The 13,524-nt window shown below is 57.1% G+C and carries 12 protein-coding genes; 4 read left to right on the forward strand and 8 right to left on the reverse strand.

Annotation, left to right across the window (positions count from 1 at the left end; genetic code table 11):
* Positions 1–2: 2 nt before the first annotated feature.
* Together HM1_RS13585 and rlmD are read right to left on the reverse strand one after the other, a co-directional pair.
* Positions 3–686: a helix-turn-helix domain-containing protein gene (locus tag HM1_RS13585; protein WP_012283966.1), complete on the reverse strand. Its 684-nt coding sequence runs from the start codon at positions 684–686 to the stop codon at positions 3–5.
* A gap of 413 nt (positions 687–1,099) precedes the next feature.
* Complete coding sequence (gene rlmD, locus HM1_RS13590; protein ID WP_012283967.1) at positions 1,100–2,572, reverse strand: 23S rRNA (uracil(1939)-C(5))-methyltransferase RlmD; 1,473 nt, start codon at positions 2,570–2,572, stop codon at positions 1,100–1,102.
* Between the two features lie 185 nt (positions 2,573–2,757).
* Here rlmD and HM1_RS13595 point away from each other — a divergent pair, with 185 nt between their 5' ends.
* Positions 2,758–4,020 (forward strand): hypothetical protein, encoded by a 1,263-nt coding sequence (locus tag HM1_RS13595; RefSeq protein WP_012283968.1) that lies wholly within the window; start codon positions 2,758–2,760, stop codon positions 4,018–4,020.
* A gap of 41 nt (positions 4,021–4,061) precedes the next feature.
* Here HM1_RS13595 and HM1_RS13600 read toward each other — a convergent pair whose 3' ends face one another.
* Positions 4,062–5,708, reverse strand: a complete 1,647-nt coding sequence (locus HM1_RS13600) for an amidohydrolase family protein (protein ID WP_041314044.1) — start codon at positions 5,706–5,708, stop codon at positions 4,062–4,064.
* Positions 5,705–6,379: a CPBP family intramembrane glutamic endopeptidase gene (locus HM1_RS13605; RefSeq protein WP_083765254.1), complete on the reverse strand. Its 675-nt coding sequence runs from the start codon at positions 6,377–6,379 to the stop codon at positions 5,705–5,707. The genes HM1_RS13600 and HM1_RS13605 overlap by 4 nt, the downstream gene beginning before the upstream one ends.
* A gap of 387 nt (positions 6,380–6,766) precedes the next feature.
* On the opposite strand from HM1_RS13605, the gene HM1_RS13615 reads away from it, so the two are divergent.
* The 3 genes from HM1_RS13615 (at position 6,767) to HM1_RS13625 (ending at position 9,681) form a co-directional block, all read left to right on the forward strand.
* Positions 6,767–7,444, forward strand: a complete 678-nt coding sequence (locus HM1_RS13615) for a DUF4912 domain-containing protein (RefSeq protein WP_012283972.1) — start codon at positions 6,767–6,769, stop codon at positions 7,442–7,444.
* Positions 7,441–9,051: a glycoside hydrolase family 57 protein gene (locus HM1_RS13620; RefSeq protein WP_012283973.1), complete on the forward strand. Its 1,611-nt coding sequence runs from the start codon at positions 7,441–7,443 to the stop codon at positions 9,049–9,051. Before HM1_RS13615 ends, HM1_RS13620 begins: the two co-directional genes overlap by 4 nt.
* Positions 9,052–9,408: 357 nt before the next feature.
* On the forward strand, positions 9,409–9,681 hold the full coding sequence (locus HM1_RS13625) for a hypothetical protein (RefSeq protein WP_012283975.1): 273 nt from the start codon (positions 9,409–9,411) through the stop codon (positions 9,679–9,681).
* Between the two features lie 6 nt (positions 9,682–9,687).
* Here HM1_RS13625 and HM1_RS13630 read toward each other — a convergent pair whose 3' ends face one another.
* The 4 genes from HM1_RS13630 to bcp form a co-directional block, all read right to left on the reverse strand.
* Positions 9,688–10,938: a glycosyltransferase family 4 protein gene (locus tag HM1_RS13630; RefSeq protein ID WP_012283976.1), complete on the reverse strand. Its 1,251-nt coding sequence runs from the start codon at positions 10,936–10,938 to the stop codon at positions 9,688–9,690.
* Positions 10,939–11,328: 390 nt separating this feature from the next.
* Entirely contained in the window at positions 11,329–12,465 is a 1,137-nt protein-coding gene (gene nifV, locus HM1_RS13635; protein ID WP_041314050.1) for a homocitrate synthase, read from the reverse strand.
* A 178-nt stretch (positions 12,466–12,643) separates the two neighbouring features.
* On the reverse strand, positions 12,644–12,856 hold the full coding sequence (locus HM1_RS13640; RefSeq protein ID WP_012283978.1) for a hypothetical protein: 213 nt from the start codon (positions 12,854–12,856) through the stop codon (positions 12,644–12,646).
* A gap of 92 nt (positions 12,857–12,948) precedes the next feature.
* Positions 12,949–13,416 (reverse strand): thioredoxin-dependent thiol peroxidase, encoded by a 468-nt coding sequence (gene bcp / locus HM1_RS13645; protein ID WP_041314056.1) that lies wholly within the window; start codon positions 13,414–13,416, stop codon positions 12,949–12,951.
* Positions 13,417–13,524: the final 108 nt, after the last annotated feature.

The following is a 13,524-nucleotide window of genomic DNA, read 5'->3' on the forward strand; positions in this document are numbered from 1 at the left end:
AATCAGTCCTCCCATTCATCAAGATTAATATCCTCAGAGTCATAAGCACCAACTGGATACTCTCGAATCCATCCTTCAATTTGTATTACCTTACCGCACTTTGGGCATTCGAAATTATCTTCGGAATTAAAGCTGTACACTATATCAGGCCCCATCCCATTTTCTCTTTCATCGCTACTCTGGTCATAAAGGTAATCTTCCAAATCGACTTCATACTCTTCACCACAGTGAGGGCACTGGATATTACGGATAAACGACACTGGACGGTAACCATACATATCTTCGATGTCGATGAATTCCTCTCCAGCTGCTTCCTTCTTCGTAATAACATTCCAGTAACGGTCAGTTTCAAATGTCTCAAATTCCGCCTTATCATCAAGCAGTTCTGAAAGTAAAGACAGAGAGTTTCGTTTTCTGGCTATCTCAGCATCAATACTCTGTTTACGAGAAACAATCGCTTCTTCCAAAGTCCATTCGCCATCCTGCAGTTTTCTTATATCACTACAGGTAAGCCCAGATTTAGTTAGCACTACAAGAAGACGTAAATTTTCACAGTCTGTTTCTGTATAATTTGTACTCCTGTTTCCGGATGGCGGATTCTCCGGAAAGAAGATGCCCTCTCTCTTAAATAGCTTAATTCTGTCGGCATCGATACCAAGTTTTTCTTGAATTTCTTTTGGTCTCATTTAAGTTCGACCTCCTTTCAAGACTCATTCTAACAAGTGGGGACTTTATCCCCGTCAAGCATCTTTTCAAAAAATTAAAGAATTTCTTTACTCAAAAACATCCCCAATTCTTTACTGTTTTTCGTTCCATTTTATCCATAATAAGATTCTACATCATAAATTAACAGATACTTATCAACATCCAACCTGACCACACAACCTCGGAAAATCCAAAAAACATCTAAATCGACCACTCGCGAACACCCAACATCTAAATCGACCACTCGTCAAACACTGACATCTAAATCGCTCTGTCACACTCAAAACTGTCAGCTTTGACTTGTTCCCGCGAACCGATATTTTTATGATTTTTACACATCAGGTTTTTGCGCTCAAACATCGAAAAGCCTTTATTTACAGGACTTTTTGCACACTCACCCTTTTACCCTCGACATCAATACTACCGTCTCCACGTGCCCCGTTTGCGGAAACATATCCACCGGCGTCACCTGCTTCACCTGCCACCCGTGAGCGGTCAAACGCGCCGCATCGCGGGCCAAGCTCGCTGGATCGCAACTGACATAGACGATCCGGTCAGGTCCGGTCTGAGCGATGGCTTCAATCACACGCGCATGACAGCCGCGCCGAGGCGGATCCAACACGATCACGTCGGGAACACATGCCCGTTCGAGCAGCGACGGTAGCAGGTCTTCTACCTTGCCGGTCAGAAACTCAACGTTGGTGATGCCATTTTGCTCGGCATTTTTTTGGGCATCTTCGACCGCCATAGGGACCTCTTCGATGCCGATGACGCGGGCACAGTCGCGGGCCAGGAAGAGGCTGATAGTGCCAGCGCCGCAATAAGCGTCAATGATTGTCTCCCGTCCGGTGAGGCCGCAGACTTCCTTCGTCAACTGATAGAGTATCTCTGTCTGCCTGGGATTTACCTGGGTGAAGCTGGCGGGGCCGACTTCGATCTGCAAACCACCAGGCAGATAGTCAGTGAGCCGCTCTTTGCCCGGCTTGCTCACATGGAAAGGGTAGTCGGGGCCGAGAACCTCTCCCTCTTTTTTTTCGTTCACGTTTACGTAAAGAGAAACCAGGTTGTATCGTTCCCCCGTGAGTCCTTCCCCTGTGGCTCCTTCCCCTGTGGCTCCTTCCCCTGTGGCTCCTTCCCCTGTGGCTCCTTCCCCTGTGGCTCCTTCCCCCATCAGCCGCTTCGCCAAATCTCCCACGGCCTTGCGCCAGGCAGAGCGCCATGCGGAAAAGACGAGGATCAACATCATCTCCCCCGCTCTTTCAAGCGGGGTTGTTGTTTTCAGGACCACATGGCGGATCGGCAGTTCACCTGCCGGGTCGATTTCGGGCAAATGCCGTCGCAGTGCTTTCAGCACCGGCGGAAAGCTCTCCGGCAGAAGAGGGCATTCGTCGTTTTCCACGAGTTCATGGCTAGACAGGCGGTAGTAGCCCATTTGCAGCGGCTTTCCCGGCGCTCCGGCTTCCCGGCGCAGGTGCATCTGCACCCGGTTGCGGTACCGCCAGGGGTTTGCCGCGCCGACGATCTCGCCAACGGGTACGTTCTCCAGGCGGCCCAACCGCCGTAATGCGTCCCGGACCCCTTCCGTCTTCACGCGGCATTGTGCGGGGTAGTCTATCATCTGGAGCTGACAGCCGCCACAACGCGAAAAGACGCGGCAGGGCGGTTCCACCCGCTCCGGCGCCGCTTCGAGCACCTCCAGCAGTTCGGCGCGGGCAAAATTCTTTTTCACCTGGGTGATACGGGCCTTCACCCGCTCACCAGGCATGCACTCCGGGATAAACAGAGCCATCCCGCCGGGGCGGGCCACGCCCTCGCCTTGCAAGGTCATCCGTTCTATGGAAAAGGTATCGATATCGCCGGGTCGCATGGGGAGACCCTCCTAACACATCTTGAGCCTTTTACTGTAAGGCAGTCTGTTTTGCGCTGGGGTTACATGTTCACACGCTGGAATCATGCCTGCTTCGTGGGATGCGAAAAACCGGAACCATCGGCTTTCCGATTTTTTCTATGCACAGCGGGGAATACATAACAAAAAAACAGGGGAGGTCTGCCATGTTCACCGCCGAACTGTTTTTGTCTCTGCTTTGGTCGGTCACTGGCGGCCTGCTCACGCTGCTCGGTTCTACAGGAATTTTCGTCTCCCTCGTCGTGCAGCGGCGAATCGAACGGTTGCAGGACATCCTCGAAGAGTTTCTCGAACTGCCGTACCAGGAGAACAAAAACCTGGCCGCGCCCATGGTCAACCTGGTCCGCAAGTACCAAGTCCACTACCTTTTCCCGGACAGGCCGGGCCGAACGATCCTCTTCTACCTCGACTTCACCCTCCTGCTGATCGCCCTGATCTGGCTGTGGGTGCTCTTTTTGGCCATCGACAGGCCGATCCGCCCGCTCTTCTGGTTCCAGGGGCTCCTCCTTGTCCTGATCGGCGGCAACATCATTCTATTCCGCCGCCTGCTCCAACAAACGATCAACCCGACGGGCAATCCGCTCTTCAATCCGATCATTCCGCCGCCGGAGCGGTTGCGCAGCGTCTCCTACTTGTCGCGTTATGTGAACGTGTCCGTCAAATCGATGCTCCAACAGGCCCGTTTCGCCCTGGTCATGACCGGTGACGGCGAACTGCGGTTGAAGCAGGAACTTTCCTTCGATGACTTCTATTATCTTCTCCACTGCCCTACCCGAGATTGGCTGGCCTGGGGGGAACTGCGCCTCACTTTTCCGCCTGATCCCATCACAGGAAAACCCGTTCCCTTGCAGCGGAACGTCGAGATCCCGCTGGGGCGGCTTGCCTCCTGCGACCGCGCCAGCAGGGGTACCGATGCTGTTGTACAGACCGGCGCCGGTGCTGAATCCTGTGCTTCATCCTTTCCCGCCATCCTCTACATTTTCCCGTCAGGTGAAAAACATCCCATCCAAATCGAATTCGAACTGCGCAAAGAGGGGGTGGGATACCACTCCCGTCCCTTTCCGGAGATGACGGTCCAATCGACGATCCTCTACCGTTTTAAGACGGAAGGGCAGCTCGAAGGCTTCAAGCATAGCGAGCACATAAAAGGCAAGAATCGTTGGAGCCGCGCCGAGCACTCGGATCAATTGGATTACTCGGTTCAATTGAACCACTCGGATCAACTGAACCGCTCGGATCGACTGAACCGCTCGGATCGATTGGATCGGCTAGACATCTTAGAAGACGGCGGTCGTCTCACCGTCTTCAAGCCCTTTTGCTCCTACTTCGTATGTGACCAAGAGCGTTACTTCTGCCCGCTGTCCCAACAGACACCTGAGCGATGTATCGAACCGTTGGAGGTACGCTGACAGCGAGAAGCCGGTCTTCACCGTCTCCCCTACAAAAACGATCATTCTTCCTCTTCTTCCTCTTCCGTCGGTCCGGGCACGGGCGGCGCTTTCGCCGGCGCCGGTTCGGGCATGAGCGGCTTGCTCTTAAAGCGCAACAGTTGTCCCTTTCCCTGTCCCTCTTGCAAAATCTTGCCTTTGGAGAAGGCCAAGGCACCATTGACAAAGACGTAACGGATGCCATTCTTCTTCTCCGTGCTGGGTGGCAGCAGTTTCGGGTCGATGAGCACCAGATCGGCCCACTTGCCCTTTTCCACAGTTCCCCGGTCTTCGATGCCCAGGAGGGCACTGGGACGACCTGACAGTTTCAGAGCCGCCTCTTCCCAAGAAATCTTGTTCTGGTCGCGCACAGTGCGGCCCAGAAACTCCTTCAGGGCGTCGGGGCTGTACTGGGCGGCACTGCCCATGCCCGAGTCGACGGTCAGTGCGACGAAAGGCGCGCCGGCGAGGCGGTCGATCCGTTCCAAGGTGGTCGTGCGCAGGATGATCCGGACAAGGCCTGCAGAGGACATCTGCCGGGCCGCTTCCGCCGGCGCAATTCCCCGCTCCTGAGCGATCTCCTGTAAGGTTTTTCCCACCACCGTGGGCGAGTTCTGACCTCCCGCCTCTGCGATCTCGATCATCTCCGGTGGATAGAGAGCGACGGCTCGCTGCAACGTCTGACGGACGCCGGCCGGTTGGCGGTTGCTCGGGTAGAGGGTGGTATAGATGTTTCGCGATGACAAGTAGCCTGCCTGCAGATCCTGTTCCATGTCGGCGATGCGGGCGTCCGGGGCATTACCGAGATACCCCCACGGCGCCATCAAAATGCGCACCTTCGTCTCCCGGTGCAGGTCGATGACCCGCTTGAGGAGGACCGCCGGATCAGCAGAGGTGGCCGGTAAGGTCAAAGACAAGATGGCGCCCCTTTCTTCCAAGGCTTTGGCCAACTGGCGAATCTCGTCAAAGGTCAATTGCCGTCCCAATTCGTCATCAAAATCGATAGAAAGACCGAAGGCGCCCTGCTCCAGAGATGTCTGCAATTCAAGAACCAGATCCTCCACTGCCGGTTTGGGCTTCTCCGTCACCGGCGGCGGCGGGGGCGGAATCTGGCCGAACTCCAGGGGCGGCTCTTCGGCCATGACTGCATCGGTGTTCTCCTCGGCTTTGAGCAGTTTAAACAGGCCCTGGTGGCCGGCCAAGAGGGCGTAATTGACGGGCAGACCAGACTTGGACGCCTGCTTCAGGTGCAGTGTCACGTCATCCTGGGCGATTTCGCCGTAACCCGACAAGATGGTGGTGATTCCCTGTTTGATCAGGCCGTCGAAAGCGTCCGGGCCATCCAACGTGCCGTCCAGCCGCGAATGGAGGTCCACAAATCCGGGCAGGATGAGCAGGCCCGATGCGTCGATGACCTTCACCTTCGCCGGCGGCTGGATGATGCCGATGAAGGCGATCTTCCCTTTTTTGATCCCGATGTCAGCCTGATAGCTTTTCTTGCCTGTCCCGTCGACGATGGTGCCGTTTTTAAGGACATAGTCATAATGCAAGGGCCTGTCCACCAGTTCGATGCCCTCTTTTTCCAGATAGCCCAAGCCGAAATATATCCCGGCAAAAACGGCCGCAAAAAGGGCGATAAGTCCACCCACGATCGCCAGAACGCGATTCATCCAATCCACCCCATATATAACAGGCCCAGGTAGATAAAACCAAGGCCGATCAGATTCCAAACGGCATGGGCGACGATCGCCGGGAGGATGGTCCCTTCCCGCGAAACGACAAGTCCAAGCCAATAACCGGCAACGTACAGAGGCAGGAAGCGGTATGGATCACCATGCATGGCCGCAAAGACGAACGCCGTCCCATGGATCGCCTTCGTCCATCCCCACCGCCGGGCCAAGGCTGGCAGAAAAAAGCCGCGAAAAAAACTCTCTTCCGCTACCGGTGCGAAGACCGCGGCGGCAAACAGGAGCAGCAACCACGTCGACAGCGCCGGTTCGCCATCGGGTCCAAGTCTCGATCCAATGCCCGCGCCGGCGGCTATCCCCCTTTCAAGGCCAGTCCCCGTTCCCTGTAATAACTGCTCCACCGGATGGGGTGGAGCCGGGAAAAAGCGACTGATCAGCCCACCCAGCAGGGAAACGAGGAAAAAAACAAAAACGCCTTGGCGAAGGCCTTGTAAAATATCCTGGCGGAAACCAGCCTCCCAGCCCCAGGGCAGCAATAACCCGCTTCCCGGCCGTACCATCCCCTTGCGACGAAACCAGGCGCTCCCTCCGAAGGCCAGTCCCAGCATGATCGCCCCGGCGCCCATACTTTTTAACACATTCCACTCGGCCATTTCGCTCTCCTTGCAGCTTCGACCGAAGACCTCCGCCGCTTTCGCGCAGACCTGCCGCTCCGTCGCAGGCCGCAGCTACTTCGTCGCAGGCCGCAGCCGCTTCGTCGCAGGCCGCAGCCGCTCCGTCGCAGGCCGCAGCCGCTCCGTCGCAGGCCGCAGCCACTTCGTCGCAGGCCGCAGCCACTTCGTCGCAGGCCGCAGCCGCTTCGTCGCACCTAAGCCGCTTCGCCACAGAATCTAAGTCGCTTCGCCGACCTGGACTGCTTTGCCGCAGACCTGTTCATTCTTTTCGGGATGACGGGGAAAAATCCCTGCCGACTCATTTAAATAGGGAGCGGGGAGGCGGGAATACTAGGGGAGCAATCAGCCCTGAGGAGGTGCTCTGCCTTGCTGCCTTGGCTTAATATCGGCCTGTTCGCGCTTGCGCTGCTGATGATCGCTATCACTTTTACACTCGTCTACTCCTGGTTCCAGCGCCAGAGCCGTCGTTCGCCCTTGCCTGTAAAAAAGATATATGAAGAGTATGCCGGTGAACTGAGCCCTCTTCCAATCCCCAAGCGCTTCGACGCTGACCTGCCGCCCTTGCAGCATCGCGTTGACGAGGATACCATCAGCCTGCTCCCCCGCTCCCCCTACTCCCTCTACACCTACTGGGAGATCTCAGGTGAGCGGGAAGCGGCGGCAGCTTCCGTTTACCACCCGGAAGAATGGCGGACGGCGCCGCGCCAGATCCGCCTCTACGACATCACCGAGACAGCGGAACTGGAAGAGGCGCCTTTTTTGGAGATCAACATACCTGACCACGCCGATCACTGGTTCATCCAGGGCGTCTTGCCGGCCCACCGCTACCGTTTGGCTGTAGGACGCCTCTTGCCGGATCGCTTTGTCATCTTGCTGCTCTCTGATGCGATCGAAACGCCTGCAGCTTCACCCTCTCCCGTCATCGACCCAAACTGGCCGCCCATCCCGGAACTTGCAGGCCAGGCGGTCCCCCTGGTCATGGCGACGTCGCCCGTCGGCGCTCATCCCTGCCAAAGCACTGATGACTGGAGGCACCGCCCATGACTAAAGGTTGGATCGCCTTTGTGCTGCATGCTCATCTTCCCTTCGTCCGCCATTTCGACCGAGAAGACTACCTGGAAGAGCGCTGGCTATTCGAGGCCATCACCGAATGCTACCTGCCGCTGCTCTCCGTCTTCGAAGGCTGGCAGCGTGACCGCCTGCCTGTCGCGATCACCTTGACCATGAGCCCTACGCTGCTCACCATGTTGGCTGACCCGCTTTTACAGGAGCGCTACGCCAAACATGTCTCGAAACTGACCCTGCTGGCGGAGTTGGAGATCGAACGCACCCACGATGACCCGGCCTTCGCGCCCCTGGCCCGGATGTACCGGGACTGCTTCAACGACGCCCTGTCTACCTTCAATGACCGGTACGGGCGCGATCTGGTCGGCGCCTTCCGCAGACTGATGGACGCCGGGATCCTCGAGATCATCCCCTGCCCGGCCACCCACGGCTACCTGCCGCTGATGCGCCCCCATCCCGTCGCCGAACGGGCGCAAATCGCTGTCGCCGTCGAAACCTATCAAGACTTTTTTCACCGCTCGCCGCCGGGGATCTGGCTGTCCGAATGCGCCTTCCACCCGGGTTTAGAAAAAATCCTTGCCGACTTTCATCTTCGCTATTTCATCACTGACGCCCACGGAATCCTCTATGCCACCCCCAGGCCGCGTTACGGCCTCTACGCCCCGCTGATGACACCTGCCGGCGTGGCCGCCTTCGGACGCGACGTGGAATCGTCGAAACAGGTCTGGAGCAAGGACGAGGGCTACCCCGGCGACGGCGACTACCGCGAGTACTACCGCGATATCGGCTACGACTTGGATTTCGAGTATGTGCGCCCCTTCATCCACCCTGAGGGGATCCGGTTGCACACAGGTTTTAAGTACCACCGCATCACCGACCGGGAGGGCAGCCACAAAGCGCCCTACGTGCCTGCTTGGGCGGAGGCGAAGGCGGCCCTCCATGCGAGAAACTTCCTCTTTAACCGCTCCCGCCAGTTAGAGTGGCTAAACAGCCTGATGCCGGAACGAACGCCCTTGATCGTCTGCCCCTATGACGCCGAGTTGTTTGGCCACTGGTGGTATGAGGGACCACGCTTCCTCGACCAGGTGATCCGCCAGCAGGGACAGGTGAACCCCGAGATCGCCTTCATCACGCCGACGCGCTACCTGGACGAGAACCCGCTCATCCAACCAGCCATGCCCAACGAGTCCAGCTGGGGCGACGCCGGCTACCATGAGGTCTGGCTGGAAAACAGCAACCATTGGCTCTACCGCCACCTGCACCGGGCAGCCGAACGGATGATCCGCCTGGCGCAGGAACAACCCTTTCCGGAGGCGCTACCCCGGCGCGCCCTCAACCAAATGGCGAGGGAACTGCTGCTGGCCCAGAGCAGCGACTGGGCTTTTATCATGAAAACGGACACGGCTGTCCGTTACGCCGTCAACCGCTCTGTCTATCACCTCAACAATTGTTCGCTCCTCTATGAGATGCTCCGCGGCAAGAGGGCTCTGAAGGAATCGATCATCGCCGACCTGGAGGAACGAAGTCCCATCTTCCCGCGCATCGACTACCGCGCCTACGCTGGGACAGGATCGCCGGCGCACTGAAACAAAAAGCCGCCCCGCATTCCCGGAAAAAGAGGCTGTTGCGGGCGGCCATACATAAAAAAACACAGTGTTACTGTAAGCTGCATCGGTGCGGGTGCGACGTAGTTGGTGTTGCGGGCGGCCATACATAAAAAATGCAGTGTTACTGTAAGCTGCATCAGTGCGGGTGCGACGTAGTTGGTGTTGCGGGCGGCCGTACATAAAAAAATCCAATGTTACTGCACTGCGGCGAGGCGTCCTCCAGATGCTTGTGGCCCTTTTATCCTGAGTTGATTGCCGTTATACTTTGTTCATGCCCCATTCTACCTTTTGCCGAAACATACAACGCCTGTTTGCCCGGAAGGGGTTTTATCTTCAATGAACCGCTACAAAGGAAACCGCCGCCTCACCCATTGGATCGAGGAGGTCTCGACGATGGAACGGGTGGCCTTTATTCGCTTCGCCGACGGGCAGGCCTCCGGCCTGGGGTTGCGGCTGCTTGAAGGCTACACCCACCTGATCAACGTTGTCGCCGTCGAACCTGCGCAGGGGTGGTATGCCGTGCATGCCACCCCTGACGGTTGGACGGAGTTGCCGGCAATCCTGACCAGCCTCCCCCACCGGCCAGTCGAGATCCGCTACTCCTGCTAAGGCTGCTTAATGTTTTCCGCCTGCCTGCAGCAGTTGGCCCAACCCTCGAAAGCGCAAGAGGGAGACAGGACCGCGCTTTATCGCCATCGCCGCTTCAGTCTTGACCGTCTTATAGACCTGGAGCGTCCGATCCGCGATGGCTGACCAGGAATAGACTTCCCGCACCTCTCGGGCGGCCTGCCTCGTCATCGCCTTGACGAGCAACTCGTCATCGAGGGCGGTGATGATCTGTTCGGCCAGGGAATTGACATTGCCCGTCAACGCCTTCAGCCCATTTTGCCGGTGCCGGACGATTTCGGACAAACCGCCCGTATCGGAGACGACCACTGGCGTTTCTGCGGCCATCCCCTCCAGGGCGACAATGCCGAAAGGCTCATAGAGACTTGGAAACACAGCCACATCGGCGGCGCGGAGGAGACCCACCTTAGTGGCGCCATGGACATAGCCGGCAAAATGGACCTTGTCGCCAACGCCGCAACGATTGGCTAGATGCTTTAGATAGCTCATCTGCGCACCGGTTCCGCCGATGACCAGTTTGACGGGATGGCGGCGGAGGATCTGAGGCAGCGCCTCGACGAGGACCTGAACCCCTTTCTCCCAGACGAGGCGGCCTACATAGAAGATGATCCGTTCATGATCAGCAGCGTAGTCGCTGCGGCGGAATCCCTGCGCCTTGTCGGCGGAAAAGTCGTCGGGATGGACGCCATTGGGGATGACGGCGATCTTGTCGCCGGGCATCTGAAAGATCCGACCCAGTTCGCGCTCCATATGTTGGCTGCAAACGATCACCCGCCATGCCTCATAGCCCAGCCACCACTCAACCTGGCTGATGTAGCGCTGCAGGTCGTTATGCAGCCCGTTGTGGCGTCCCCATTCAGTGGCATGAATGGTGGCGATGAGCGGCTTTTGCCAACCGTGCTTGAGCGCCCGTCCCGCATAAGCGACAAGCCAGTCATGGGCGTGGACGATGTCAAAGTCGCCGTATTCGCTGGCGACGGCCAGCGCTTTTTCCAAAAAGGCGAAGTTCAGGTGATGGATGTCGCCGGCAAAATCGAGAGACCATAAAGAATAAGGGTGGATGCGGTGAACGGTGACGCCCCGATCCCGCTCCGTTTCCGGCAGCCCATCGCCACCCTGGGTGATCACATGGACCTCATGGCCCCGCTCTGTCAGCGCACCTGCCAGACCGTGGACATGGGGCGCCAGACCGCCGACGACGCGGGGCGGATATTCCCAAGATAGCATCAAGATGCGCAAAAAAATACCTCCCATTAAACGGAGGCCGGGGGCCGGAGTGGCCCCTAGCCGTTGTGCACCTGTATGGTCCAGTTAAGGCCGTTGTTGTTGTCCCAGTTGTGGGCGGAGTCGTGAAAGCAGAAATGCACTCCATCACCTCCATTGTACTCGGCGTTGGGGGACCTCTGGCCTTTCCTAGTATGCGGCGCGATCCGTACCCCTATGAACGGCCCTGCCGGGGAAAGCCTTTCAGCAGCGGAAATCATTTCAGGAATAGAGGCTCCGGTAAAATTTCCAGCGAAAAAAACGGCTCCGGCGCAAAAAATACGCGCGGAACCGTTTTTTTACTCATCCTATTGCTTCCGGAGGCCGTCCCGGCAGGCCAACAAATCATGCCGGTGCAGGGGCGGCTCAGTGTTCGGGATACCCGTAGAGCTCTTCGTAAATGAACATGAGTTCCTTGTCGAAGAGGGGGCGCTTGAGTTCGACAGCCGTCTCGCGGACGCGAGCCAGCACTTCGGCGGCCTGCACCTCGGTCATGTCGATCTCGAATTCGCGAAACTTGGCCTTGATCGAGGCGGTGCCGGAGTGTTTGCCGATGACGATCTGACGGGTAAGGCCCACTTCTTCAGGGGAGATGACTTCATAGGTCTTGGGGTTTTTCAAGACGCCGTCGCCGTGGATGCCGGACTCGTGGGCGAACATGTTGCTGCCGACGATGGACTTCCAGGTGGGCAGGAAACGGCCGGAGGCTTTGGAAACGTATTCGCAGAGCTCGCGGAATTTTTCCGACTTGAAGCCAAGGTCGATGTTGTCGCAGTATTTGAGCGCCATGACGACTTCTTCCAGGGCGGCGTTGCCGGCCCGCTCACCAAGGCCGTTGACGGTCACGCCGATATGGGTGGCGCCGGCGCGGACACCGGCGATAGCGTTGGCCGTGGCCATGCCAAAGTCGTCGTGGGTGTGCATTTCAATGTCGATATCGACGGCTTCGCGCAGCCGCTTGATGTGTTCATAGATCGTGAAAGGCTCCATAATGCCGACGGTGTCGCAGTAGCGCAGGCGGTTGGCGCCCAGCTTTTTGGCTTCCGTGGCAAACTGGATCAAAAACTCAATATCAGAACGGGAAGCGTCTTCCGCGTTGATGGAGACGTACAAGCCTTGGGACTTGGCGAAGTCTACGGCCTTCATCATCGATTCGAGGACCCATTCGCGGGAGGTGCGCAACTTATGTTGGATGTGAATGTCGGAAGTGGAGATGGAGATGGCGACAGCGTCACAGCCGCAGTCGATGGAGTGCTGGATGTCAGAGATGACGGCGCGGTTCCAACCCATGATGCTGGCCTTCAGGCCCATCTTGCAAATCTTGGCGATCGTTTCTTTCTCGTCACCGCCCATGACGGGAATACCCGCCTCGATCTGGTGAACCCCGATTTCATCCAGCATCTTGGCGATACGGATTTTTTCTTTGTTTGCGAAAACTACGCCTGCTGTCTGTTCACCGTCACGCAACGTAGTGTCGACGATGGTAATTTGCCGGTTGTTCAACACCCTCACCCCTCTAAAGTATTTTTTCTTTCTGTTTGGTAAAGACTATTATATTTTAGCATAACTTCAAGCAAAGGCAAGAATACATAGCTTCATATACTGTATACAGGCCAATTTGCCTGTATTTGGCCATTTTTGACCGTTTTTTGTCTTTTCCGTCGACACCTTTCGATATGATTCATGCCCACTCCACAGCGGTGACTTTTGTGATCGGAATGGATTGTGTCGTCGAGTCGGCAATGTCGTCCCGAATCCCATAGGCGATCGGCGGCGTCACATCTACGATCCGGAACCGTTTGACGGTGCCGTCGGCAAAAAAGATATACACCTTGCGTTCCTGCTCTTTTGCCTGTTCCAGCATGCTATACACCTTTCCCCGGTGCAAGCCCATGGTTTCGCCCCCCGCTTGCCCGATTCAGAAGCACTCCCCAGGCTCCCCTGGGCAGGCAAAGACCGTCCTCGATAGCCCCCCCCCCGCAAAAATCAGCGTTGCTGCAACGCCTGGAGCACTGCGGCGGCATGGCCCGCCGACTTGACCTTGCGATAGATCTGCTGAATATTTCCCTCCGGGTCGATGATGAAGGTTGACCGCTCGATACCGATAGACTTTTTGCCGTAGAGCGTCTTTTCTTTGAGCACCTGGTAAGCGTTGCACACAGCGCCATCCCTGTCGCTGAGCAGCAGGAAAGGCAACCCCTGTTTGGCCGCAAAGCGCTCGTGCGATTGGACGCTGTCGCGGCTGACGCCGAGAATGACGGCCTTCTTTTGGACGAATTGGTCGTACAGATCGCGAAACTCTCGGGCTTCCAGGGTACATCCCGCCGTATTGTCTTTGGGATAGAAATAAAGCACCACAGCGTTCCCGGCATACTGGCTCAGGCGCACTGTCTTCCCGTTGGAAGCGGGCAGTTCGAAATCGGGCGCCTTCTGGCCGATAAGCAATTCCTCCATAAATATATGACCTTGCGCCTCCTTCATGATCGCATTGTTTCCCGGCGAGTTGGTAGGATACCTGATTGTATGGTGGCACGGCGGCATCAATCTTGTCAACTCGTTTCG

Origin of the sequence: Heliomicrobium modesticaldum Ice1, assembly GCF_000019165.1 — a bacterium.
GTDB classification, from domain to species: Bacteria; Bacillota; Desulfitobacteriia; order Heliobacteriales; family Heliobacteriaceae; genus Heliomicrobium; species Heliomicrobium modesticaldum.